Source organism: Micromonospora sp. A200 (assembly GCF_029893845.1).
Classification (GTDB): domain Bacteria; phylum Actinomycetota; class Actinomycetes; order Mycobacteriales; family Micromonosporaceae; genus Micromonospora; species Micromonospora purpureochromogenes.
Genome location: NZ_JARXXY010000044.1, coordinates 22,418 through 44,950 on the forward strand (window position 1 = coordinate 22,418; position 22,533 = coordinate 44,950).

Genomic DNA, 22,533 nt, shown 5'->3' on the forward strand with positions numbered 1-22,533 from the left:
CAGGTGTGGGGGCAGGGGGCCGGCGGCTGACAGACCCTCACACCACCTCACACGGCCTTACAAGCGCAGGTCAGCCACGCGCGGCAAGTTCCACTCGCCGCGCCACCCACGACCGTGGGTGGCTCACCGCGTGGAAGGTGTCGTCTGATCCAGGGGGATGGGTGCGAGCCCGGCGTCGGCGAGGCGATGGGTGTAGCGGTGCAGGAGCTGGGCGGCGCCGGTGTCGTCACCGAGGGCAGCGAGGGCGTCGGCGGCGCGGTGGTGCAGGTGCGTGTTGTAGGGGTCGACACGCAGCGCGGCTTGCAGGAACCGCAGGGCGTGGTGTGGGTCGGGTTGGGCGTCGGCCGCGGCGGCGTAGGCGTCGATGACCAGTCGGCGGGTCGTCTCCCGCGGGGGGTCGATCCAGGCCCAGGTGTGGCCGGTGGCGAGGTCGCCGGTGTAGGTGTCGATGACCTTTTGGCAGGCGCCGGTGTGGTCGGTGAGGGCGGTAGCGGCGTGCTGGGCTGCCGTGCGTAGGTGCCACAGGTCGACGTCGACGTGGTCCGGGTCGAGGCGGTAGCGGTCGTCACGGTGGTGTACAACAGCAACGCCGATGGTGCGGCGCAGGTCGCTGAGGGTGGTGTAGAGGCGGCCCGTGACGGTGTGGGCCGGTATGCCTGGCCAGATGGCGTCGGTCAGCTGCCGGGCGTCCAGGCCCTCAGGGTGGACGGCGAGGAGGATGAGGCTCTGCCAGGCGGCGCTGCGGCGCACTGCGACGGGTCGCCCGGCGACGAGGACGGCGGGTGTGCCGAGAATCCGCAGGTGAACCGATGGCGTCGGCTTCGCGACTTTGGCCGTCGCTGCGCGGAGGGTGACCGGATCGGCGGGGGGCCGCGGGCGGGGAACGGCCGTGGCGTCGGCTGGCTGGCGCTGCAGCGGGGGCCGGGTGAGGGTGAGGACCGCGAGCAGGTCGGTGGCGGCGACCTGGTCCAGGACGCACAGCCGCGCCGCGCCCTCCTGCGACCGCCCGACCTGGCTGGTGCGACCGTGGACGTCGACATGCCACGTCGCCCCGACTGGCGAGGTGCCGACAACCAATGCGGTAACAGTGCCGGTATCGAGCACAGCGGCCAACCGGCTGCCAACCGCCGCGGGCACAGTCTCGCTGATCAGCAGCACCTTGCGTGCGGTGCCGTGCGCCAGCGTCAGCGCGTCGTCGAGGTTGGCCGTCACTTGCAGGCCGGGAAGCCCTTGTTGCAGTGCGACGGCGGCGGCTGGGCCGAGCAGCATCGTCAGGGCCCCGCGGGGGATCACGGTGGGGATTCCGTCCGCCGGCCGCCGTAGAGCGGCCAGCAGCGCGGTGACCAGTACTCCCCGGCCGGCGTGCAGGGCACCGGGCCCGGTCAGTGCGACAGCCGTCGGCAGCACGGTCAGCGGTCCCGCCGGCGAAGCGTCGACCGGTGGTGGTTCCGGCGTGTCGTGGGTGTGGGTGGTGGCGTCCAGGGCCGCCCGGACAGCTGCGACCGTCGTCGACAGCGGCGCCAGGTCACGGTGCGGCGGTCCCGCCCCGGTCAGCGGCTGGTAGTCGCGGCGGCGACGCAGCCACACCAGCACCGACGCGGCCGCTACCTGCTCGGCCGTCTCGCGGGGCAGCCACCCACCCGCGATCGTGATCCCCTCCCCCACGCCTACCGTGTCGGCGGTGTGGAGGCTGATGGGTGAGCCGTCAACGGTGGAGGCGGTGACCGGGGCCACCGGTTCGGGCGGCTGGGCAGCAGCGGCGTGGCCCGCGCCCAGGGCCGCCGCGCCGGCGACGCTGGTGGCGGTGGCTTGCAGCGGCGTGGGCAGCGGCAGGCGGCGCAGCCACCGCGCGCCGGAGCGCACCCGCCGGGCGGCGGCCGCGATGGCGGTGTAGGCGACGAACAGCCAGATCAGCCAGGCCAACAGGGTCAACCCAGCGGTGAGTGTGCGTTGCGTCAGCGGCTGCGCCACCCACTCCTGCACCTGCTGACCGCTTGGCATGCCCGCGATGGGCCACCCGGCAATCCTCAGCAGGAGCAGCGGCGGGACGACCAGAAGCAGCAACAGCGCAAGTAGTGCCGCCAGACGCCGTGGCCACCTCACCGCCACCACCACCGAATGGCGAGTGCTTCGCCAGCGGATTGGGGGTTCAGTTCGGTGAGGGCGCTCATGTGATGGGGCGGGGGTGCGGGCGAAGGATTCGGGTCCACAGTTGGCGGATCCACCACACGGCGACCGCGATGGCGTAGATGACGCCGAGGATCCCGCTTGCGCGGGGGCTGACCAGCGCGGCGGTGATGACCGCCATGGGCGCGCCCAGGATGAGCCGCACTATGCTCACCCGTCCTGTCAGCAGAACGCGCGGCACTGCAACCGGTCCTGACCGCCGTGCGCAGCACCTATGAGCAGGTCCTACGCCCGACCTGGGACGCACTGGGCACAGCAGTGCGCCGCTACGCCCTGCACCCCGCCCGGTACTGGCACGACCACCACACTGGGGTCGAACAGAAAGACGAGACACGCGCCGTCGTGCAGTACTGCCTACCGGACGCCAACGACCAGTTCTTCGACCCCGCCTGGCACTTCTACCCCGACCTCGTCGTCCTCGCCGCCATCGACACCTACCGCACCGCGTTCGGCACCGCCCCGGGCTCCGGCTGGGAAGGCTGCCGAGAGGTGGCGTTGGCGTCCGGGCCTTGGTGGCCCTTCGCGGAGGTTGCCGTGATGAGCGAGCGACTAATGGCCGCGCACTTCGAAGGCTACAGCCGGCCACACGCCTCCGCTGGACGAGCGGGTGCTGGCTGGGACTTCAGCTGAACTTCACGTCGCTGATGTCCATGGCGACCATCAGCAGGTCCAGGATGGGTCGGCGGTCGGGGCCCCGCGTGTAGGCGCGACGCTTCGTCGGCAGGCTGATCCCGTCTACGCTCACATGCTCCGAGGTCAGCTGCGCTGCGGGGAACCCGCCCGCGATGTTCACCTGGTAGTCGTGGCGGCGCAGCATAAGGCTGTCGTCGAAGAAGAAGTCCTGGACGCGGCTGTGTGTTTCGATCGAGCCGGGGAACCAGGCGCGCAGCACGCGCCACGTCTCGCCGTCCTCCTTCCAGGGCTCGGTTTCCTCGACGTGCACACCGTCCCCGGCCAGCAGGAACGGCGTCGTTAGGTAGGTCCACCTCGCGTAGCCGCTGAAGTAGGCGCGATGCAGCGCATCCCACGGCGTGTCCATCTGATGGCCGGCGAAGGAGTCTCTCGGCGCGAGGCGTTCCGAGACGACGGTGCCGTCCACCTTCTCGATGGCGATCCGGTCCGGGGTGTACATCGTGCGCTGGTCAGGGGCCCCGTATGGCAGCATGGACCCGCGCTGCTCGTGCAGCCACACCGTCACCTGGCGGGGAGTTGTGTCCTGTATCGACCCCTTCAGCGCGAAAAGGCCACCTACGCTGACGAACGACGCCTCTACCTTCTGGTACGCCGTCCAGCGGTCCATACCGCCATGCGCGTCGATGACCTCGGTTAGAAGCTGGTTCATGTAAGCCCCCACCTTCCCTGCACACCCTCGGCTCGCCGCTACCCGACAACGCTACCGGCGGTGAGCTGTGGGTGGGCGCGCATCGCGGCGTACGCCGAACAGCCTACGAGCGGCGTAGATCGTCAGATAGCGTGGCTAGAAAGCCCGAGTACGGCTGCTACCGGGCTGCGGCGTGGATGTCTGAGCCGGGCTGTTCGGCGTCGGTGCCGTCTGGGCGGACGGCTCGGGCGGCGACGGAAAGGACGCGCAAGGACGGCCACGACCGCGAGTCTCGTCCACGCGGCGCTTGATCGTGTCGAGGCGCGCAGCGGATTGACCTATGCCTGCCGACGCCTCGGCCGGGTTTGGGAACGGCTTCCCGGCCACCGCGATGGTCTCGGCGAACGGCGTGCCGTGGTTTTTCTTCAGCACTTCCGCGGCAACGCCGACAACTGGGGCCCCGCGCTGATCGACCCCCGCCGTGGAGCGCGACGTCATTCTGTTCGACAACAGGGGCATCGGCGCCACCGTCGGTGTCACGCCGAGCACCATCGAGCAGATGGCGGATGACGCCGCAGCCGAGCGCCGAGCCCTTGGTCTTCTGACTCCGGCTTCGGTCGAGTGCAGATGAATCTCACCCAGCTGAAGGCCGCGCTGGACCGAAAAGCCGTGTCGGCGCGGCGTCACAGCCTGAGCGGCGGGTATCCGAAGCAGTCGCCCCGGCCAGCTTTGGCCGGGGCGGCTCAGCCCAGGTAGAAGTCCCTTCGGGCGGCCACGAACGCCTCGATCGACTGGGAGGGGATGCCTGTTACGCGCTCCACGCCGTCGGCCGTGCGGTCGTAACGGTTGTCCCGGTGCATCTGGGCCATGGTGGCAATGTGCTGTTCGATGTGCGGCGGCAGGCCCATCTTGGGAAGCCCGGCCTGCCACCGATCCAGCGGCACGTCCGCATAGGTCACTGGACGATCCAGCGCCCGGGAGAAGGCCGCGGCCAGCTCCGTCATGTCGACCGAGCGCGGCCCGGTCAGCTCGTAGACGTTCCCGATGTGTGGAGCCGGGTCGCGGAGTACGGTGGCGACGACCCGGGCGACGTCGTCCACGGCGACCGGCGAGGTGCGTCCGGTGCCGAACGGCAGCGCGATCGTGCCGCTCTCCTGAATCGACCGCGCCGCCATCGTGGTGAACAGCGGAGTGTCCAGGAACACCGTGGGCCGGATGTGCACCACGGGCAGGCCGGACCAGTTCAGTACCTGCTCCGCCAGCCAGTGCAGCCGCTGCTGGTGCGACTCCTCGGTGCTGGTGGCGGTCATCTGCGACACCGTCATCTGCGACAGGTCGACTAGGGCCTCCAGCTTCCCGTACTCCTTCGCAACGGAGGCCACCACGGTCGCTGCCAGCAGGTGGTCCGGCGACACGGTCATCGCGAAGAGCATCCGCGCCACGCCCTGCAGTGCGGCCGCTACCGTCTCGGGCCGGGTCAGGTCCCCGATGACGACCTCCGCGCCGAGCGCCCGCACCTCAGCGGCACGCTCGTCCTCGCGACGGACCATGAAACGCACCGGCACATTCTGAGCACGTAATTGCTCGAAGACAGTACGGCCCACGCCGCCGGCACCGGGGATGAGAACAAGGTTGCTGGCAGCCACCAGTGAATCTCCTTCGGAAATGGGATATCTGAGTTGAGGTGTGATCAGAGCGTCCGCCGGAGCTGTCAGCAAGGCGTTGGCCGCGGCGATGTGCACGGTGGGCTCACCCCGAGGATAGGACGGCACACGGGCCGGCCCGGGGCGTTCCCGGGCAGCGGGCCCTAAGCCCCGGGTGGCGACCTGTCAGCCCTGGGTGGCGACCTGTCGGGCCCGGGTGGCGACCTGTCGGGACCGCAGGCCCACCAGCAGCGCCCCGAGCACGGCCCACAGCGCGAGGGTGATCAGCGGGCCGGTGACGTGGGCACCGCCGAAGTAGCTGAGGTCGGCGACGGCCCGTATGGCGGCGCCGGGCGGGAGCAGCCCGGAGACGAGGCGGGCCGGAGCGGGCAGCAGGACGACGCCGGTGGTGGCGCCGCTGGTCGAGTTGCCGATGGTGAGCAGCAGCAGGGTGGCCACCGGGACGCCGATCGGGCCCAGCCAGGTGCCGAGCAGCTTGGTGGTGAACGCTGCTGCGGCTGCCAGCAGCGCGAGCGTGCCCGCCAGGGGCACGAACGGTGCCGGTAGGGCTCCCAGGATGGGTCCGGCGATGGCGGCCGCGAGGGTGCCGCAGGCTGCCGAGAAGCCCCAGATCAGCCGGAACCGGTGGCGCAGGGCCAGCACGTGGCCGAGGCCCAGGGTGTTCTGGGCGATCACGAACCCGGCGAGGGTGACACCGAACGCCACATAGAAGCCGCACAGTCCGCGACTGTCGAACTTGGCCAGCGGGACGATGTCCGCGGTCTGCAGGTGCTGCCCCGCCTGGTTCGCGTAGGTGGCGGCGAGGCCGGTGACGGCGTTGGTGGTGGACAGGCCGTTGGCTGCGGCCACGTCCAACCGTAGTCCGCCGGCACCGTCGGGGCCGAGGGCTGCGACGGCGTCACGGTGCAGGACCGCGCGGCGCCCCGAGGCGGCGTCGGCTGCCTGGTGCACGTCGACTCGGTCACCGAGCGTCTGCTGGACCTCGGTGGCGAGCTGCTGCCCGGTGACGGCCAGCGGCACGCCGTGCGGCTCGGGGTTGCGCTGGAGCCCCACATATAAGCCGACGAAGGCCGATACCACGATCAGTCCGATGATCGCTGGTTGCAGCCAGGCCCGCACGGGCACCTTCCGGCGCGCGGACGGTCCGGACGGTACAGGTGGCGTGGACGCCGCGGGCGTCGAGGGCTCGGTGGGCTCGGGTGGCGATGTCACAGGGGGCTCCGTGCTGTCGGTGGTTCTGCGGTTGCCGGGCGGAGGCCGCCGGCCTCAGACGGTGGGAGGCAGCGGAAAGCCCCTGCTTGATCTGCCCGGTGATTTCATCGGCACCGATTAGATGTTGGTTGCAATCTAACGGGAGCCAGGATAGATTGCAAGTGACATCCATATGAGGAGAGTGATCCCGTGAGCCGCGTGTCCCAGGCGCAAGCACAGGAGAACCGGCAGCGCGTCGTAGCCACCGCCGCCCGGATGTTCCGCGAGAAGGGCACCGCGGTCAGCCTCGCCGATGTGATGAAGGCCGCAGGGCTCACCCATGGGGGGTTCTACAAGCAGTTCGCCTCGAAGGAGGACCTGATCGACGAGGCCGCCGCCCACGCCTTCGACAAGCCGGCGGCATACTCGGCGGTGGCGTTCGAGGAGCACGCCGGGGAGCACGAGGCCGCCCGCCGGACGCTGATCGAGCGCTACCTCTCGGTCTGGCACCGCGATCACGCCGGGGACGGCTGCCCCGTCTCCGGATTCGCCGCTGACCTGGGGCGCGAGACCGACCAGGCCGCCCGCGCCCACCAGGTCTACGCCAACGGGGTACGGAACCTTGCCGCTCGGCTGGCCACCGGCGACGACGACGGCATGGCCCAGCTCTGCACCATGGTCGGTGCCCTCGTCCTCGCCCGCGCCACCCGGGGCAACCCGCTCTCCGAAGAACTGCTGCAGGCCGCGCGCACGGCTCTCGCCGAGAGCGGCACCGGGCAGTCCGAACCGCAGCAGCGCACGGACTGACCGGGGCTGGCCGACGGCGTCGGCCGCCACTTCCGACCGGGCACGCAGGTCGGCACCAGGCCCGGCCGTCAGTTCCCGGCCCGCGGGCCGGACTGGGTGCCGGCGCAGCAGTCCGCAGACCCCGGACGCGCAGCTCGGCCTCGGCCCGCGAGTGCGGAGAAGTAGTAGGACCGCAGCAACGGTTGCTCGCCGCCTTGGCCGCTCGCATGGCTGATGGGCGCGAGCCGGACACCTCGTTTACAAGATCCACGCGCTTCGTCCGGCGGGTCCGTCCGCATCCGCGGCCTCGCGCGACCGTCCGCGCCCGGCCGCCGGCGGCTGGCCTCGTCCCACCCGGTTGCTGTCTGTCACCGTTACTAATGAGAGCTACCGGGTCGGGTGCGGCAGACTCGGTTCCGGTAGCCGCTGGTGGGTGAGCACTCGCCGTTGCAGGACGCGTCGCAGTCCTATTGACAGATCATCCCCCTGCCGGTGGTCGGGAGAGCTGACCGCTGATGGGATGTCGTGCCCGCCGCACGCCGGCGTGAGCACTTGATCATTAGCTTGCGATGGTCGAGCTGGCACACCGCGTCTTCAACCGGCGCGGTCTCACGCTGATCGTCTTCGGCCGCTACCTGCCGGGTAGGCGTTCGGCGACCGCGGTCAGGGCCGTCTGGGCGACGCTGCTCGGCTACGGCGGAACACTCTTCCACAGTCATCCCACCCGCGGACTCGTGCTGGCCTACACGGCCACGTTGGCCGTCGTCGGGCTCGCTCGCCGCCTGATCGCCGCTGAGCATCCGTACCGAGATCGAGCAGCGGGTCCATGCGACCTACGACGGGCTCAAGGAGCAAGCCACCGTGGACCCGTCTCGCGGCATGAATGAGGGAAACGTGACCGATGAGTTGCGCCAGCACGGCGAAGCCGTCTATGTCCGCGGTGAAGACTGAGGCCGGCGCCCGCCACCCTTACCGGCACGTTCCGGCGTTGTCGAGGCAACTCATGCTCGAAGTCAGGTGATGAGCCGCAGGCGGTTCCGGGGAACGCCTGCGGCTGCCAGCAGGTCCGCGAGGGACGCGGAGGAGTGATCGAGGAAGACGGCGACCTGGTGGTCGTCGCCGAGGTGGCAGGCGGCGGCAAGAGTGCCGAGGTTGATCGGGTCGAGTTCCTGAACGTCGGCGAGGTCCATGACCAGGCGCAGAGGCCGCGTGTGCCGGATGGCCTGGACCAGTGTGCGGCGCAGCCCGAGGGCGTCCGCGGCGTCGAGGGCGCCGTAGGGGTGGATGACGAGGGTGCCGGCGGGTCTGGTTTTGATGTCGACCGTGGTGGCGGTCATCGCGTTACCTTCCGTTACCCGGTGTTCTCCGAGTCGTCAGGTTAGGGTCGGCGCCGCCGGAGGGTCGAGTGTTCTCGGAGAAAGTTCACCTGGTCACGGCCAGGTCACGACCGCCGCGATGAGCGTGAACACCGGCGGTGATCACGCAGAACAGCAGCCCGTCGCGGTCAGCCGTCGATTGAGCACAGGGTTGCGCGCAACCGGCTGATCATGGCAAGCCATGTTGTGCCGTCGAGCAGGGCGAGTGCGGCCACCACAAGAGAGATCATGCTGGGACCTGACTGGTCGGTGCGATGAGGTCGGCGGTGAGCTCGGGGTGGCTGACCATGGCGCAGTGTGATGCGGCCACCGAGACAGTGCCCCCCGCCGGGCAGCAGCTGTCCCAGCAGTCGGGTGAGCCGCCGATATCCCGTCAGCCGGCCCGAATCCCGACGTGTTGGGCACTTCGCAGAAGCAACGTCTCAAACGTTCACGAGTCGCAACTCACACTTGAACGTTCAAGTGATGCGGTAAGGTAAGACTTGAACGTTCAAGTGAAGGGTAAGGGCAGGCCGGCACCTGTGGCTCAGCGCCACCATCCGCGCCCGCCGCGCATCCACCGGCTCGGCCTCGCACCAGCCGGCCCATCAAGGAGAGAACCGCATGAGCGACCTGAAGATCGCCGTCATCCTCGGCAGCACCCGGCCCGGCCGCAACGGCAAGGCGGTCGCGGATTGGGTGGTGGACAGGTCCGGCACCCGCACCGGCGTCGAGTACGAGCTGGTCGACCTCGCCGACTACCCGCTGCCCCACCTTGACGAGGCCATTCCGCCGGCCATGGGTCAGTACCAGGGTGAGCACACCAAGGCATGGGCGACCAAGATCGCCGAGTTCGACGGGTACATCTTCGTGACCCCCGAGTACAACCACTCCACCTCCGCCGTACTCAAGAACGCGATCGACTACCTGTACGGCGAGTGGAACAACAAGGCCGCCGCCTTCGTCTCCTACGGTTCTCTCGGCGGCGCTCGGGCCATCGAGCACCTGCGGGGCGTGGCCAGCGAACTGCAGCTGGCCCACATACGTCAGCAGCTGTCCTTCTCGCTGTTCATGGACTTCGAGAACTTCTCCGCCTTCAAGCCGGGAGAGCAGCACGACGCCGCCGCGACGACCCTGTTCGACCAACTGGAATCCTGGGCCCACGCCCTCAAGACGGTCCGGGTCTGACGCCTTCGCCCACCGGAAGGCAGGCGACGGGAAAACCGTCCATCCTCCGGCAGGTGGCGTCGTCGTGTCCGTCACCATCCCAGTCGAGGTGCCCACCGGCTCCCCGGTCAACGCGGTGCACTTCGTGGCCCGCAACGACACCAGCCACCTCGCCGCACTGGTCGCGCTCGTCGACGCCGGCGCCGTCCGGGTCGACATCACCGCGTCCCGTCCGCTCACCGACCTGACCGCCGTGCACCGCGACGCCGAGTCCGACCGCACTCGCGGCAAGATCATCTTCGTTCCATGAAGGAGTCCCTGATGACCAGCACCTCCGTCTCCCCGACAACCACGCGGCTGCGCGTCGGCGCTCTCACGGTCGGCGGTGCCGTCCTGGCCGCCGCGCTACTCTGGACGGCCGCCCAGATTCTGGGTATCGAGCTGCGTGTCGATCCCCGTAACGGCCAGGCCCCCTCAGTGGTTGGCCTGCCGCTCACCGTCACGTTCACGCTCGCCGTCAGCCTGCTCGGCTGGGGTGCGCGGGCGCTGCTGGACCGGTTTACCCGCAGCGCACCGATCGTGTGGACCGTCCTTGCCGTGTTGGTGTTGTTGGTATCTTTCCTGCCCCTGTTCAGCTTCGAGGCAACCGGGGCAGCCAAGACGATCCTGGCGCTGATGCACATCGCGGTGGCCGCCGTGTTGATCTCAGCTTTCAGCCGCCGGAAGCCCTGACCACCGGTCAGCGGAACGGCGATGCCGGTCGCCGCTGAGCCACCACGCAGGTCGGATCGCCACCGTGCGGGCTGGTACGGCGAGGGTACGGCGACAGGCGGAGCGGGCGAGTCCCGGAACGGAACGGACAGGTTCAGGTTCCGGGACCGCACCGAGCCCACTATCTGCGAAACATCTGAGCCCAGAGAAGCGGGAGCGTATGTGTCCGGTGGGTGCTTCAGGGCTGGCCCGCCTGAGCACAGCTCCCCCGGCTATCGCTACCCCTGAGAACTCGCCCACCGAGTCGACCCCGTCCAGGTAGCAGCCTTCGCCAACTCCCCGATCGAGGACGCTCGGCCCAGCGGATGCCCGTCCACGCGGCAGCCCGTCAGCGAGACCAGCCGGTGCGCATCATCGACTTCACGCCCTGACCAGGTACGGGGCGGGGGTCCGGGGCGGAGCGCCGCCCAGCGTGCTGACTACGCGAGCGGGTATCGCCGGAAAGATGTCACCTTCTCCGCGGAGGAGGCCTTCGCGGATGCGGCGATCCCTTCGAAGCACGTCCTCAGGCACCTTCAGCCAGCCTCTTCCTCACGTAGTCCCGAAGTGGATACCTCTATGTCTCGAACAGCCTTCAAGGCTGCCGGCGACGCGCACGCCGAGCGCTGGAAAGCGCTCGTATTCATCGCGCTCGCCCAGCTGATCGTCGTCCTCGACGCCACCATCGTGAACATCGCTCTGCCCTCCGCGCAGCAGGACCTGGGCATCTCCGACGGCGACCGGCAGTGGGTCGTCACGGCCTACGCCCTGGCCTTCGGCGGCCTGCTCCTGTTCGGCGGCCGGATGGCCGACCTGTGGGGCCGCAAGCGCGCCTTCGTAATAGGCCTGATCGGTTTCGCCGCCGCCTCCGCGCTCGGCGGCGCGGCGACCACCGGCACGACGATGTTCGGCGCCCGCGCCCTCCAGGGCGCCTTCGGCGCCCTGCTCGCCCCCGCCGCGCTCTCGCTGCTCGCCGTGATGTTCACCGACGCCAAAGAGCGCGCCAAGGCGTTCGGCATCTACGGCGCGATCGCCGGCGGCGGCAGCGCCGTCGGCTTCATCCTCGGCGGTGTGCTCACCGAGTACCTGGACTGGCGCTGGACGTTCTTCGTCAACATCCCGTTCGCGATCGTCGCGGCGGCCGGCGCCTACTTCGTCGTCCGCGAGCCCGCGGGTAGCCGCAACCGCTCCCCGCTCGACATCCCCGGCGTCGTCCTGTCCGCCCTGGGCCTGGTCTCGCTGGTCTACGGCTTCACTCGCGCCGAGTCCCACGGCTGGGGCGACACCACGACCATCTCCCTGTTCGGCGGGGCGCTGGTCCTGCTACTCGCCTTCGTCCTTACCGAGGCCAGGGTCAAGGCACCGCTGCTGCCCCTGCGCGTGGTCACCGACCGCAACCGCGGCGGCGTCTACCTCTCCCTCGGCATCGCGGTCATCGCGATGTTCGGCACCTTCCTGTTCCTGACCTACTACCTGCAGGTCGTGAAGGGCTACTCGCCGGTCAAGACCGGGTTCTGCTTCCTGCCGATGGTGGCGGGCATGATGGTCGGCTCGACGCAGATCGGGCCGCGTCTGATGACCCGCGTTCCGGCCCGGTTCCTGATGGGCTCCGGCTTCCTGGTAGCCGCGGCCGGCATGTTCCTGCTGACGCAGTTGGAGATTGGCTCGTCCTACGCCTCGACCGTCCTGCCGGCTCTGGCGCTGCTCGGTCTCGGCATGGGGATGACGTTCATGCCCGCCATGTCCCTGGCCACTCTGGGCGTCGAGCCCCGGGACGCCGGTGTCGCCTCCGCGATGATCAACACCTCACAGCAGGTGGGCGGCGCGATCGGCACGGCCCTGCTGAACACGATCGCCGCCTCCGTGACGACCTCGTACGTCCAGGACCACATCGCCAGCGCCGCGACGAAGCCGCAGCAGCGGCTGGTCCAGCTGCAGGGCGTGGTGCACGGCTACACCACCGCCATCTGGTTCGCCATCGGCATGCTGGTGCTCGCCACGCTGATCGTCCTGTCCCTGGTCAACGTCGGCCGTACGGGCCGCGAGGGCGCCGAGGACGAGGTGGCGGTGCCGGTGGTCGCCCACTGAGGCACCAGGTCCCCCTGCCGAAACCTGTCGTGGGAGCGTGGCGGGACGCCGCGCACCCACGGCTTCGTGAGTGAGTGGCTCAGCGGAGTCAGGGCAGGTCCGCAGTTCGTTCGGCTGAAGACCCTCTACGACGATCTCCATGATCTCGCCGAGGGTTCTGCTGCTCGGAGGGGATAGCCGCTCGAACAGCGCCTGGCGCAAAGCGGTCACCTGGCTGGCGCTGGCTGAACTGCTGGAGCATCAGCAGCCCTGCCGGATGCTGGACGCGTGGGCGCAGAGCCTGTGCCAGCAACGGATGGGTCTGGGTGAGCAGGCCCTCAGTCTGTTTGCTGATGCGGGTGGCTTCACCGGCGACATTGTCAGGGACGAAGCTCCGTTCCGGACCGTCGGTGCCGGTGACCAGAGTTGCCGCGGCGTCAGTGTCCCTGCGAGGCGACCGCTTCCGCAGATTCCACGCCAGGGTCGCGACACGGCGGCGATGGCATGCGGGACGCCGGATGCCCGGCCTCGCTCCCATCGAGACCCATCATGGCGTGGCGTTGCGCTGTGGCAGCTGAGGGGCGGTGTCCGTGCGGCGGCAGTTCTGCTGCTCCCAGCGGTCGATTCTCTCGCTGATCTTCTCGGCAGCGGTGCGCAGGCTGTCCAGCTCGGCGGGGTCGAGAACGTCGAAGACCAGGTCGCGTACCCGGGCCACGTGCCCCGGGGCGGCCTCGACGAGACGGGCGTAGCCGGCTTCGGTCAGGATCGCGTGGGTGTAGCGGCCATTGGTGGGGTCTGGTTCGCGGCGGACGAAACCCCGGCGCTCCAGCCTGCTGATCATGTGGGAGAGACGGGACAGCTCGGCGTTGGCGAGGACGGCCAGGCCGCTCATGCGCATGCGGTGTCCCGGCTGGTCGGCCAGTCCGGCGAGGACGTAGTACTCGACGTAACTAAGGTCCGCGTCCTGCTGCAGCTGCGCTCCCAGGGCAATGGGCAGTTTGTGCAACATCAGGGCGAATTGCTGCCATGTCTCCAGCTCCGCCGGAGTCAGCCAGCGCGGCTGATCGTTCGGGCGTGGCCGCTGTTCAGGCATGCTCGGAGTCTAACGAGGGCGAGCACGATTGTGCTCTCGGTGAGTGCCTGTTCTAATCCCTGCGGACCGGTGGGCTCGGTAGCCTCGTAGCAGGCGAGCCGTGGGCCAAGTTGGTCACCACCAACTTGAGATTGATCAAGCTCCTGGATCTCCCGTCGCAGCAGCCACACAGTCACCAGGCGGTCCCTTCGCGCAACCGTCACCGTGATGCTTCACCGAACGGCTGGACAGTACGTACGGCACTCAGGCTCGGAACTCGAAACGCGGAGCGCGGTAGGCATGCCACCAGCCGCTGATTGGCTCCCGACCTGAACCGCTGCGCCAGGCAGACTGGCATCTGATCCCGTACGTGAAGGAGTTGTCATGCAGGTAGCCGTGGTCACCTTCGACGGGTTCAACGAGCTCGACAGCTTCATCGCTTCCGCGCTGATCAACCGGTGCCGTAAGGACGGCTTGGAGGCCTTCATCACGACGCCGACGCCGGTGGTCACGTCGATGAACGGCGTCGAGGTGACGGGGCAGCGCCCGATGGAGTTCGTGACCGAGGCCGACGTCGTGCTGATCGGTAGTGGGGTGAAGGCACGCGAGGTGGTCGCCGACGACCGGCTGATCTCCAGGCTGCTGCTCGACCCTTCGCGACAGCTGATCGGTTCGCAGTGCTCCGGCGCGCTGGTGCTGGCGCGTCTCGGGCTGCTGGGCGGCATGCCGGCTTGCACGGACATGATGAGCCGGCCCTTTGTCGAAGCCTGCGATGTCACCGTGCTGGACGCGCCGTTCCACGCCGAGGGGAACATCGCTACGGCGGGCGGCTGCCTGGCGTCCCAGTATCTCGCGACGTGGGTGATCAACCGAATGCTCGGGCCGGACGCCGTGCGCGACGTCATCGGCTACGTGGCTCCGGTCGGCGAAAGCCAGGAGACCGTCGAGCGCGCGATGCGTGCCGTCCACGCGGGCGAGGTGGCATTGCGCTGACGCCCCGCGATCAACCCTTTGGGGCCGCGGTGCCCTCGCCTGGCTGGGCCCGCGCGGCTCTCTCGCAGCCTGTCTTCACGGGCATCTCCCGTCAGCACCTGCCCGAGTTGATCGAGGAGCTGGCCGACCCGCGGTTGGCTCTGGGGGAAGGACTCATGGCGATCAGAGCTCGCCCAGCGCGGCGCCGAACTCGAGTTCCGTGCGGGAGCGCTGCTGCAGTCCTCGCTCCATAAGCCGCGCTAGGCGCGATGTGCTCGAGCCGTCGCGGGCGAGGGTCTGGAAGAGCGCCGAGTCGACCTGTACGTCCTCCTTCGCCGGCAGTGTTGCGGCGTTGATGCGGCGCTTGGCGAGGCGGAGCGCAGCCTCTGGGAAACTGCCGATGCGCTCGGCGAGAGCCTTCACATACACGATGAGCTCGTCGTCGGGGAGCGCTCGGTTGACCAGACCGATCCGCTCCGCCTCTCGCGCGTCGACGTCCTCGCCAGCCAGGATGACCTGCATCGCCTGCCCCCGGCCTGCGAGCCGCACGATGTGCTGGACTGCTCCGGCACCGGGGAAGACCCCTGTTCCCACCTCGGGCTGTCCGATAATGGCGCGCTCGAGCGATGCGAAGCGCATGTCGCAGGCGTAGAGGAACTCGGCGCCGGCTCCCCGGGCACGACCTTCGAGAAGTGCGACGGTCACGGGGCGCGCCTCGCTCAGACGCCGGTAGAGCGCCCCGAGGCTGATGTCGTCGGGTCCGCCGGACGTGGCGGCCACCGCGGTGTATTCGGCGATCCGCGTCAAATCGACGTGTGGAAGGAAGAAGTCAGGATCCGCGCTGCGGAATACCACCACTCGCACGTCGCCTGTCGCCTGCGTGTCATCCAGCAGCGCGATGAGATCGGCGACGAACCGTTCGTCGATCAGGTTGATCGGCGGGTTGTCGATCGTGGCCCACAGCACGCCGCTGCTGAGTTCCGACCTCACGGTCGAGTAGGTAAAGGCCATTGGCCGGACTCCTCCGTCTGAAGCGGTTGAGAGTTGCAACCAGGACCGCTCGCGGCCCGTGTCGAAGTTGGTGGCGGTGCCTGAACTGGCTGCGGCCTCCGCCCGGATATCGCTACGCCGGGCTCAGCGGGCGGCGTCGAGTAGGCGGTCGAGGTCCACGGCGGTGCCGATCAGAGAGAGGTGGCTGAACGCCTGCGGGAAGTTGCCGGTCTGCTCGCCGGTGGGGGCGATTTCCTCGGAGTAGAGGCCGAGGGGGCTGCTGTAGGTGAACATCTTCTCCAAAGTCAGCGTGGCGTCGTCGAGCCGTCCGGACTGCGCGAGAGCCCGGACGTACCAGAAGGTGCACATGGTGAAGGTGCTCTCCCGACCGGGCAGGCCGTCGGGCGAGGCGTTCGGGTCGTAGCGGTAGACGAGGCTGTCGGAGACCAGTTCGGCGTCCATGGCCCGCAGGGTTGACTGCCACATGGGGTCGGTCGGCGCGATGAATCCGACCGAGGGCATGGTGAGCAGCGACGCGTCCAGGACGTCGGTCGCGTAGTGCTGCACGAAGGCACCGCGCCCGGGGTGGAAGCCACGCGTCATGATCTGTTCGTAGATCTGGTTTCGGTCACGCACCCACCGGTCGGTGTCGCCGGGCCGTCCGCGTCGCTGCGCGAGGCGGACAGCCCGGTCCAGGGCTACCCAGGACATCAGGCGCCCGTAGGTGAAGTCCTGGCGGCCACCGCGGGTTTCCCAGATCCCGTCTTCGGGCTGGTCCCAGTGCTCGCAGAGCCAGTCCACCAGCCGCACCGTGTTCAGCCACAATTGGCGAGAGAACTGCAGACCATGGCTGTCGGCCTCGCAAAGGCCGTTGAGCACGTCGCCGTAGATGTCGAGTTGCAGCTGGTTCGCGGCGCCGTTGCCCACCCGTACGGGTGCTGATCCGCGGTATCCCTCGAGGTGGTCGAGCACCTCCTCGCGGAGATCGGGTGACCCGTCGACCCGGTACATGATCTGAAGCGGCCTCTCCCGTTCCCTGGCCTCCCGGACCCGGTCGTCGACCCAGTGCATGTACTGCCACGTTTCGTCGGTGAAGCCCAGGGCGAGCAGGGCGTGGAGGGAGATTGTCGCGTCGCGGATCCAGGTGTAGCGGTAGTCCCAGTTGCGTTGCCCGCCAATCTGCTCCGGCAGCCCGGCGGTGGGGGCGGCGATCAGCGCGCCGGTCGGCGCGTACGTCATGAGTTTGAGCGTGACCGCGGACCGGTCGACCATCTCCCGCCAGCGGCCGGTGTAACGGGAGCGGGCCAGCCAGCGCCGCCAGAAGTCGCGGGTCTGCTCCAGCAACTCCTGCACCTCACCCGGCGTGTAGAAGCGCGGCCGGTCAGGCGACACTCCTGTCTCCAGAACGACACCCCCGGACTCGCCCTCGCGCAGCGTGGCGATCGTCCACCAGCCCCCCTCCTTACGCCGGACTCCCTGCTCGCCGGGCCGGGTTTCGGGGTATCGAACTAGGTTCGTGGTGAGGGAGAGCGCAGAGCTGCGGAACACATGCCCCTCGGGGTAATCGTCGAGCTCGTGCGGATCCCGACCGTAGTTGAAGCGGGGTTGGCAGTCGACCCGGAACCGCATCGTGCCCCGGACCACCCGCAGCATCCGCACCAGGCGGTGGCGATCGGTGGGCTGATCCCCCGCGACCGGCATGAAATCCACGAGCTCACCCACGCCGTCCGCGCTGAGAAAGCGGGTGATCAGGATCGCCGTGCCGGGCAGGTACAACTGCTTGCTCACGTACTCGACGCCGTCCGGCGACAACTGGAAATGCCCACCCTTGCGCCGATCAAGCAGGCCGCCGAACACGCTCGGCGAGTCGAACCGCGGGGCGCAGAACCAGTCCAGCGTCCCGTCCATCGCCACCAGCGCCGCGGTCTGCAGATCACCAATCAAGCCGTGGGCCTCCACCCCAGGGTACGAGTCCACCCAGCCCTCCCGTCTCACTCAGCGACCGCGCCACCACACTAACCGGCTGAAAGGCGCATAAGGCTCTTAACGTGCGCACAGGCACCACCCAGACAGGCCCGCAGAAGACCTCAGAGGTCTCCACCTGCCGCCCTCGATCACTTCACCCACTTGGTTACCTTGACCGCCATGGATTGGATGCCACCGTGGAATCACGAATGACACCTCTACCCCCCGACGGCGTCGCCGCCCTCTGGGCAACAGCCCGCTACAGTGACCGATCCCGTCGACCGAGAAGCCGCCGCCCGGGCGGCCTATCGCGCTGCCGGCCTCCCGGCACCTTCCCGATTCATCTGGTGTACGTCACTGAACGAGGCCATCGACCAGCTCGGGCACCACATCAGTTTTGGCCACACGCCGCTGGTGCGCCAGGTGCGCCGAGACGTTCTCCAACAGGCCCTCTCCTTGGCGCGGGCACCGCTGTGGCAGCAGGCATCCCGACCTGGGCCGGGATCGGAAACGCCTGGCGAGCCGAGCTGCTCTTCCTGGCGGAGCGGTAAGCAGGAGACCTGGGTCGACTTTCGCAACGCCGACCGGGCGCCGCTGCTGTTCACCGCCGCGGGATCCGACCACACCATGCCGCCGTCGGTGAACAAATCCAACGCCCACCACTACAAGGGCGAAGGCACGATCACCGACTACATCGAGTTCCCCCGGCCGATCGCACTGGACCTGCGCCGAGCCCGGCTGGGAACAGATTGCCGACACGGCACTCGACTGGGCGCTGCGGCACGCCCGGTGACGCCCGGCTGACCCACATCGGCGGGCCGGCCGTGCTGATCGAGGCGGCCGGATGGCGCCCACTCACCGACCCCAACTTCGATCCGCCCCGGACGCCGCTACTCGTTCGGCTGCGGCACGGCCTCCCGCAATCAGGCCGGCCCCGCCGTCCAGCCGTCGGCACTCGAACCGCTCGACGCGGTACTTCTCCGTCACGACCATCACGCCGACAACCTCGACGACGCGGGCCGGCAATGCTGCCATCTTCGGGCTAGCGTTGGCGCTGGTGATGCTGGGTGGGCGTGGCAGGTTTCGAACCTGCGACCCCCTCGCTTGTAAGTTCTGGGCAGCCCTCCGGTTGCATCCATCGGCGACCGGATCGCCATCGTCGGACTCGTCAAGAGCTCGTCGTGGTGCGCCGTCGTTCGTCGTCGTTGCTACAGGCGCTGCTACACGCCCGTTGATGCTCGACACCTGATCCGGTAGCTAAGGGCGCGGGCGTTCCTTGTGCCCGGCTTCTAGGAGTTGGATCATCTCGGCGATGCGTCGGGGCCGTTGCTCGGGTTGCCGTTTGGTCGCGTCGATCCATCGTAGGTAAGCGCGCCGGTAGAACTGGGCCAGCGAGTCGAAGAAGGCGCCGGCTTGCGGATGCGCCTCTAGCGCGGCGGCCACATCGTCGGCGAGGTTGTCCCGTTGGGGACCCTCCGGCTCGATGGTCACGGACGCTATGTCGCCGGCGGCCAGGCCGCAGCACCGTAGCCAGGCGGGGCCGAGGGTGAACCCGAAGCCGTCGCCCGCTGGTTCCACCACGGCACGTACACCCACGCCGTTGACGGTGCCGCGAATGTGGTGGCGGGGCTTGGCTCCCCAGACAGTGTCCGGATTGAACGGGACCGGGATCAGGACGCGGCCGCGTGTGGCCTCGGTGACCGTGGCGGTGAACTGTTGACTCTTTGCGGAGCCGTTCATCGAGGCACCTCGTGTCGGGTTCGGCAGCAGCGGGGTGGCGATGTTGCTGTCGGCCTCAGGCGAGCAGCGGTTCGAAGATGTCGCGGCCGAGCGTGACTGCCTGGTCCTGGTCGAGAACAGTGGCGGCGAGGTTGGGATGGGTAGTGATCCACGCCTGAGCGTTGGATGCGCTCGTGAAAAAGTTGATGGTGGAACAGCAGGTGTCCACGGAGCGGCCAGAGTCCCCGGTGGCCGCGTACACGATCACCGCTTCCGCCGGCTGGTACATTGCGGCACCGTTGGTGATGATCACGCGGACCGGTTCACCGGTGTGCGGATCGGCGGAGGTGACTGTCGCGTCGGTGCCGAGCATGAATGGCATGCCCAGCGCGTCGATGGCACACATCGCGTACACCTCGACATCGCCGAATGACACCACGTGCGGCGTTGGCGTCGGGGAGAACGGGTAGGCCGCGACCAGACGCCCGGCATTGTCGACGGCGACAAGGTCTTCCCGGGCAAGTTCCCGCAGCGCCGTCGCGGTGTCCAGGTCCGGCGCGTTGATGCCAGCGCGGATGTCGGCGTCAGTGGGGGCAGTCCCGGTGGCAGCGAAGTGACGCAGGATCGCCCGGTGCACCTGCCGGAGGCTGTCGGAGACCTGCTCGGCGCGGCGGGGTCGGTCAGTCCGGATCGCGTTGCCCGGCTGCGCGCAGCAATCCACCCGACCCTGCTCCGTCACGGCGGTTGCGGGTTCGGCGCCTATCGCCTGACGCAGAGCAACTCGGATGCGCTCGCCAGTGGGGAGATCCAGGCGGCAGGCCGCCGAACCCTCGCCGATGCCGCCCATCACGTCCACACCGTTGATGAGAATCGACGGCGACGGATAGTCCCCAACGACCTCGGTGACCACTGCCAGTGGCAGCCCGAGGTCGGCCAGCGCGGTGCGCAGCTCGTGCCGAGCCGGGGCGAGGTTCGGACAGTCGGGCACGGAACGAAGCTCAGCAGCCACCCGGCCCTCTGCTGCGTGATCTGCTGCTGCGGTCATCACGGACCCTCCTAGCAAGCGGCTCCCGGTGTCATCACGAACACCGCCTGGCCGTCACGGCTCTACGCGCACCAGAATGAACCTTCCAGTGCAGGGGAAGGTCAAGACGCGACGACAGGAGGTCACCGGATGCGGATCGGGGAACTCGCCGAGGCGACCGGCACCACCACCAAGACCCTGCGCTTCTACGAAGCCAGCGGCTTGCTCCCACCCCCCACCCGCACCCCCGCCGGCTACCGCGACTACGGCGACGACGCCACCGCTCGGCTCGACTTCATCCGCCGCGGGCGTGCTGCCGGCCTCACCCTCGCCCAGATCCGCGACATCCTCACCGTCCGCGACACCGGCCACGCCCCCTGCGGACACGTACGCCAACTACTCGCCGAACAGCTCGACGCCATCGACGCGCAACTCGCCGAGCTGCACGCCCTTCGGGCCACCGTCGCTCAGCTTCACGACTCCGCCGCCATCGCCGAACCCGACACCTGCCCACCCGAGCGGGTCTGCCGCTACCTATAACCGCTTCCGTAGGACGGCTCTCAGACGTTGGGTGGGGGTGAGCTTGATCCCGGTGCCGTCGTCGCGGGTGACCGTCCGATCGGCCAGGTCGACGGCGTGGCGGCCGATCCGCAGTGCGGGCGCGGCCGGGGCGGTGCCGCCGAGGCGGCGGGTGACGCGAGGTGATCCGTGGCCTGCGCGGTTGGACCAGCGTGCCGATCATCGTGCTCTCCGGCCCGCCGGCAGCGAGGACAAGGTTGCCGCGCTCGACGCGGGCGCCGACGACTACGTCACCAAGCCGTTCGGGGTGGACGCTGCTCGCCCGCATCCGGGCGGTCACCCGTGGCCCCAGCCGAATCGGGAGTGCCGGCCACCGCCGCGCACCGGATCGGCCAGCACACCGTCGACCTCGCCGACCCGGTGGTCACCCGCGACGACGGCATCGAGGTCAAGCTCACCCCCATCCAGTGGGCGATGCTGGAGAAACTGCTCCGCCACCCCGGCAAGCTGGTCAGCCAGCGCCAGCTCCTGCACGACGTATGGGGCCCGGAGTACCACAACGAGACCAACTACCTGCGTCAGTACATGGCCCAGCTGCGCCGCAAGCTCGAGACCGACCCGGTACGCCCCGCCACCTGATCACCGACCCCGGGCATGGACTACCACTACCGTCCGTGACGGCGGTAGCGTCCCCGACCGCTGGTCGGCGTACACCTGATGCTGACCCCGAAATGCGGCTCGCGGTGCAGCTTCTTCCGGCAGGTGCTCACCTCCGCCCGACTGCGACTGGGCGTCGAGGTTGACGTGACTCAGGCCGCGCGGCGTAGGTAGTAGCGCGCCGCCAAGCCCACCTGGCCACCTCCGACGACCACCACGTCACACGATGCGGGCATGCTCGCACCTCCCGCCGTCCGCCGATCATCATGACGAGCGGCCCAAGATCCCGACATGCTCGGCCGACGCAGACACTCGCCCGTCCCGGCAGGACACGGCCGGGACGAGTTAACACTGCTCCCTACCCGCGAACGGACGGTGACCCGGTCCTGGTTCCACCGGCCTATTGATGGTGTTGGTGCAACGATGGAAGACGTGGGAGCTGCGAAAACTGCTACGCCTGCTACCTCGCCTCTTGCTGGCGAGCCGATCAAGCGTGCCGACGCCGAGCGGCTCGCGGGAGTGCTGAAGGCATTCGCCGACCCGGCCCGGCTGCGACTGCTCAGTCTGATCCAGTCCGCTCCGGAGGGCGAGGCGTCCGTCAGTGACCTCACCGCGCCGCTTGGTCTCTCCCAGCCGACCGTGAGTCATCACCTTCGGATCCTCACCGAGGCCGGCCTGATCGAGCGCGACAAGCGGGGCGTCTGGGCCTACTACCGCCTCGTGCCGTCCGCGATCACGGCGATCGCCGACCTGTTGACGCCGCCCCGCAAGCGGCCGACGAAGAAGGCCCGCTGAGCGGCACTGCCGAAGGCCGGCGCCGGTGCAGGGTTCCCACCCGCAGGTCGGCAGACCCCGAAGTCGTCGAGTGGTGGCGGCGCGGTGGGTTCTGCTTTAAGCGTGAAGTGCTGGTTGGTGCGGAAGGCGGCGCCAGCCGCCACACCGCCCTCGACCAGCGGCTCGCCCACAGCGCCGATCGAACGCTTGTACGATGCGGTGGTGCGGGAAGTGGCGGGGCGCTGGTGGAACGGCATTGTGCGCCACGAGGCGCTATCGGTCGAGTGGAGGTGAGAGACCTTCACCCGTCTGCTGTCGTAGCAGCGGGCGTGAAGCTGGAGGCAGCCTGACCG

The 22,533-nt window shown here is 68.9% G+C and carries 22 protein-coding genes and 1 pseudogene; 12 read left to right on the plus strand and 11 right to left on the minus strand.

The annotated features are described in order from the left end of the window. Positions 1–123: 123 nt before the first annotated feature. Together M2302_RS29015 and M2302_RS29020 are read right to left on the minus strand one after the other, a co-directional pair. Positions 124–2,001 (minus strand): hypothetical protein, encoded by a 1,878-nt coding sequence (locus tag M2302_RS29015; RefSeq protein ID WP_280841000.1) that lies wholly within the window; start codon positions 1,999–2,001, stop codon positions 124–126. Between the two features lie 166 nt (positions 2,002–2,167). Continuing rightward, positions 2,168–2,332 (minus strand): hypothetical protein, encoded by a 165-nt coding sequence (locus M2302_RS29020; RefSeq protein WP_280841001.1) that lies wholly within the window; start codon positions 2,330–2,332, stop codon positions 2,168–2,170. Positions 2,333–2,388: 56 nt separating this feature from the next. Between M2302_RS29020 and M2302_RS29025 the strand changes: the two genes are divergently transcribed. Further along, the gene (locus tag M2302_RS29025) at positions 2,389–2,817 is read left to right on the plus strand and encodes a DUF6745 domain-containing protein (protein WP_280841002.1); all 429 of its coding nucleotides are present in this window, start codon (positions 2,389–2,391) and stop codon (positions 2,815–2,817) included. Here the strand turns inward: M2302_RS29025 and M2302_RS29030 are convergent. Continuing rightward, a complete protein-coding gene (locus M2302_RS29030) occupies positions 2,810–3,529 on the minus strand; it encodes a hypothetical protein (RefSeq protein WP_280841003.1) in 720 nt (239 codons plus the stop codon). The genes M2302_RS29025 and M2302_RS29030 overlap by 8 nt on opposite strands. Before the next feature lie 460 nt (positions 3,530–3,989). Here M2302_RS29030 and M2302_RS29035 point away from each other — a divergent pair, with 460 nt between their 5' ends. Continuing rightward, positions 3,990–4,139: a hypothetical protein gene (locus M2302_RS29035; protein ID WP_280841004.1), complete on the plus strand. Its 150-nt coding sequence runs from the start codon at positions 3,990–3,992 to the stop codon at positions 4,137–4,139. Between the two features lie 112 nt (positions 4,140–4,251). Here the strand turns inward: M2302_RS29035 and M2302_RS29040 are convergent, their stop codons facing one another. Continuing rightward, positions 4,252–5,250, minus strand: coding sequence for an NAD(P)H-binding protein (locus M2302_RS29040; RefSeq protein ID WP_280841005.1), 999 nt, complete (start codon positions 5,248–5,250; stop codon positions 4,252–4,254). An 87-nt stretch (positions 5,251–5,337) separates the two neighbouring features. Next, positions 5,338–6,291 (minus strand): hypothetical protein, encoded by a 954-nt coding sequence (locus tag M2302_RS29045; RefSeq protein ID WP_280841006.1) that lies wholly within the window; start codon positions 6,289–6,291, stop codon positions 5,338–5,340. A 282-nt stretch (positions 6,292–6,573) separates the two neighbouring features. On the opposite strand from M2302_RS29045, the gene M2302_RS29050 reads away from it, so the two are divergent. Next, complete coding sequence (locus M2302_RS29050) at positions 6,574–7,170, plus strand: TetR family transcriptional regulator (RefSeq protein ID WP_280841007.1); 597 nt, start codon at positions 6,574–6,576, stop codon at positions 7,168–7,170. Positions 7,171–8,162: 992 nt separating this feature from the next. Here M2302_RS29050 and M2302_RS29055 read toward each other — a convergent pair. Next, entirely contained in the window at positions 8,163–8,486 is a 324-nt protein-coding gene (locus M2302_RS29055; protein ID WP_280841008.1) for an STAS domain-containing protein, read from the minus strand. Positions 8,487–9,128: 642 nt separating this feature from the next. On the opposite strand from M2302_RS29055, the gene M2302_RS29060 reads away from it, so the two are divergent. The 4 genes from M2302_RS29060 to M2302_RS29075 all read left to right on the plus strand — a co-directional run bounded on the left by M2302_RS29060 (position 9,129) and on the right by M2302_RS29075 (position 12,509). Next, positions 9,129–9,692: an NAD(P)H-dependent oxidoreductase gene (locus M2302_RS29060; RefSeq protein WP_280841009.1), complete on the plus strand. Its 564-nt coding sequence runs from the start codon at positions 9,129–9,131 to the stop codon at positions 9,690–9,692. Between the two features lie 64 nt (positions 9,693–9,756). Beyond that, the gene (locus tag M2302_RS29065; RefSeq protein ID WP_280841010.1) at positions 9,757–9,981 is read left to right on the plus strand and encodes a zinc-binding dehydrogenase; all 225 of its coding nucleotides are present in this window, start codon (positions 9,757–9,759) and stop codon (positions 9,979–9,981) included. A gap of 11 nt (positions 9,982–9,992) precedes the next feature. Continuing rightward, positions 9,993–10,403, plus strand: a complete 411-nt coding sequence (locus M2302_RS29070; RefSeq protein WP_280841011.1) for a DUF6069 family protein — start codon at positions 9,993–9,995, stop codon at positions 10,401–10,403. Positions 10,404–11,000: 597 nt separating this feature from the next. Then, entirely contained in the window at positions 11,001–12,509 is a 1,509-nt protein-coding gene (locus tag M2302_RS29075) for an MFS transporter (protein ID WP_280841012.1), read from the plus strand. 526 nt (positions 12,510–13,035) lie between these two features. On the opposite strand, the gene M2302_RS29080 is transcribed toward M2302_RS29075, so the two are convergent. Beyond that, positions 13,036–13,581 (minus strand): MarR family transcriptional regulator, encoded by a 546-nt coding sequence (locus tag M2302_RS29080; RefSeq protein ID WP_280841013.1) that lies wholly within the window; start codon positions 13,579–13,581, stop codon positions 13,036–13,038. 363 nt (positions 13,582–13,944) lie between these two features. On the opposite strand from M2302_RS29080, the gene M2302_RS29085 reads away from it, so the two are divergent. Then, positions 13,945–14,553 (plus strand): DJ-1/PfpI family protein, encoded by a 609-nt coding sequence (locus M2302_RS29085; protein WP_280841014.1) that lies wholly within the window; start codon positions 13,945–13,947, stop codon positions 14,551–14,553. 162 nt (positions 14,554–14,715) lie between these two features. Here M2302_RS29085 and M2302_RS29090 read toward each other — a convergent pair whose 3' ends face one another. Both M2302_RS29090 and M2302_RS29095 read right to left on the minus strand, forming a co-directional pair. After that, entirely contained in the window at positions 14,716–15,543 is an 828-nt protein-coding gene (locus M2302_RS29090) for an enoyl-CoA hydratase/isomerase family protein (protein WP_280841015.1), read from the minus strand. A gap of 123 nt (positions 15,544–15,666) precedes the next feature. Next, entirely contained in the window at positions 15,667–17,499 is a 1,833-nt protein-coding gene (locus M2302_RS29095; protein WP_280841016.1) for a glycoside hydrolase family 15 protein, read from the minus strand. A 252-nt stretch (positions 17,500–17,751) separates the two neighbouring features. Between M2302_RS29095 and M2302_RS29100 the strand changes: the two genes are divergently transcribed. Continuing rightward, entirely contained in the window at positions 17,752–18,291 is a 540-nt protein-coding gene (locus M2302_RS29100) for a hypothetical protein (RefSeq protein WP_280841017.1), read from the plus strand. Positions 18,292–18,744: 453 nt separating this feature from the next. Here the strand turns inward: M2302_RS29100 and M2302_RS29105 are convergent, their stop codons facing one another. After that, on the minus strand, positions 18,745–19,227 hold the full coding sequence (locus M2302_RS29105) for a YdeI/OmpD-associated family protein (protein ID WP_280841018.1): 483 nt from the start codon (positions 19,225–19,227) through the stop codon (positions 18,745–18,747). 55 nt (positions 19,228–19,282) lie between these two features. Further along, positions 19,283–20,251: an alkylmercury lyase family protein gene (locus tag M2302_RS29110; RefSeq protein WP_280841019.1), complete on the minus strand. Its 969-nt coding sequence runs from the start codon at positions 20,249–20,251 to the stop codon at positions 19,283–19,285. Between the two features lie 129 nt (positions 20,252–20,380). Between M2302_RS29110 and M2302_RS29115 the strand changes: the two genes are divergently transcribed. The 3 genes and pseudogenes from M2302_RS29115 to M2302_RS29125 all read left to right on the plus strand — a co-directional run bounded on the left by M2302_RS29115 (position 20,381) and on the right by M2302_RS29125 (position 22,201). After that, entirely contained in the window at positions 20,381–20,770 is a 390-nt protein-coding gene (locus tag M2302_RS29115) for a heavy metal-responsive transcriptional regulator (RefSeq protein WP_280841020.1), read from the plus strand. A gap of 158 nt (positions 20,771–20,928) precedes the next feature. After that, positions 20,929–21,388: pseudogene (locus M2302_RS33215) on the plus strand (winged helix-turn-helix domain-containing protein); the annotation flags it as partial. Between the two features lie 441 nt (positions 21,389–21,829). After that, on the plus strand, positions 21,830–22,201 hold the full coding sequence (locus tag M2302_RS29125; RefSeq protein WP_280841022.1) for a metalloregulator ArsR/SmtB family transcription factor: 372 nt from the start codon (positions 21,830–21,832) through the stop codon (positions 22,199–22,201). Positions 22,202–22,533 lie beyond the last annotated feature (332 nt).

Excerpts from the sequence above, each read along its gene's own strand:
- M2302_RS29015 (WP_280841000.1), bottom strand. The coding sequence starts at position 2,001 with ATGCCAAGCGGTCAGCAGGTGCAGGAGTGGGTGGCGCAGCCGCTGACG.
- M2302_RS29030 (WP_280841003.1), bottom strand. The coding sequence starts at position 3,529 with ATGAACCAGCTTCTAACCGAGGTCATCGACGCGCATGGCGGTATGGAC.
- M2302_RS29055 (WP_280841008.1), bottom strand. The coding sequence starts at position 8,486 with ATGACCGCCACCACGGTCGACATCAAAACCAGACCCGCCGGCACCCTC.
- M2302_RS29060 (WP_280841009.1), top strand. The coding sequence starts at position 9,129 with ATGAGCGACCTGAAGATCGCCGTCATCCTCGGCAGCACCCGGCCCGGC.
- M2302_RS29070 (WP_280841011.1), top strand. The coding sequence starts at position 9,993 with ATGACCAGCACCTCCGTCTCCCCGACAACCACGCGGCTGCGCGTCGGC.
- M2302_RS29075 (WP_280841012.1), top strand. The coding sequence starts at position 11,001 with ATGTCTCGAACAGCCTTCAAGGCTGCCGGCGACGCGCACGCCGAGCGC.
- M2302_RS29080 (WP_280841013.1), bottom strand. The coding sequence starts at position 13,581 with ATGCCTGAACAGCGGCCACGCCCGAACGATCAGCCGCGCTGGCTGACT.
- M2302_RS29085 (WP_280841014.1), top strand. The coding sequence starts at position 13,945 with ATGCAGGTAGCCGTGGTCACCTTCGACGGGTTCAACGAGCTCGACAGC.
- M2302_RS29090 (WP_280841015.1), bottom strand. The coding sequence starts at position 15,543 with ATGGCCTTTACCTACTCGACCGTGAGGTCGGAACTCAGCAGCGGCGTG.
- M2302_RS29105 (WP_280841018.1), bottom strand. The coding sequence starts at position 19,227 with ATGAACGGCTCCGCAAAGAGTCAACAGTTCACCGCCACGGTCACCGAG.
- M2302_RS29110 (WP_280841019.1), bottom strand. The coding sequence starts at position 20,251 with ATGACCGCAGCAGCAGATCACGCAGCAGAGGGCCGGGTGGCTGCTGAG.
- M2302_RS29115 (WP_280841020.1), top strand. The coding sequence starts at position 20,381 with ATGCGGATCGGGGAACTCGCCGAGGCGACCGGCACCACCACCAAGACC.
- M2302_RS29125 (WP_280841022.1), top strand. The coding sequence starts at position 21,830 with ATGGAAGACGTGGGAGCTGCGAAAACTGCTACGCCTGCTACCTCGCCT.